We start from the raw sequence: 644 nt of genomic DNA on the forward strand, positions 1-644 counted from the left end.
GGTCTGGTTGTCCTGCCAGCCGGACAGCTTGCTGGTCGTCAGCGAGCGGATCATCTGCGCGACATTGATGCCGCGGATGGCGCCGTCCTGGAAATTGACGAAGGTCGTGCCCTGCATGTTCGCCATCAGCGCGCGCTGGCTGGGGCCGGCGCTGCGCAGCACGAGCTTGGCCTGCAGCTTGCCATCGATCCGGTCGAACTCGGCAAGGCCCTGGAGCAGCGGCAGCGCCCGCACGCCGACGATGTCGGAATGCATGGCAAAGCTCGGCGCGCCGCTGGTCGCATCCAGGATCACCTCGCCGGAGATCTGGCCGCCATAGGCGCCGAGATTGGCAATGCCGGCCTTCAAGATGCCGCCGGCGAGCTTGGCATCGAGCGCCAGCGGCGCAAGACGCGCTTCGCCGACGATGGCCTCGCTCGCCGAGATCCTGATCTGCGCATCGGCATAATTGAGCCCGGAGACGTCGATCGGCGCGTTGCTCCAGGGCTGAGCGGAGGCCCCGTCGGGTGTCTTCGCCAGGGGGATCGCAAGCCGCTGGAAGTCGAGATCGATCTTCACCAGGGGCTTGCTGGCAATGTCGACCGAGGCCCAGCCGTTGAAGGCGCCATCGCCCAGCGTGCCGTTGAGGGCGTTGATCATCACGA

At 66.6% G+C, this 644-nt stretch carries 1 protein-coding gene; it reads right to left on the minus strand.

Annotated elements, in window-relative coordinates:
- Positions 1–644: AsmA family protein (locus AC1RUR_RS38350; RefSeq protein ID WP_492853350.1), on the minus strand; the 644-nt coding region annotated here is incomplete at both ends.

It is taken from the genome of Bradyrhizobium sp. GW821-FHT12B03 (genome assembly GCF_058807535.1).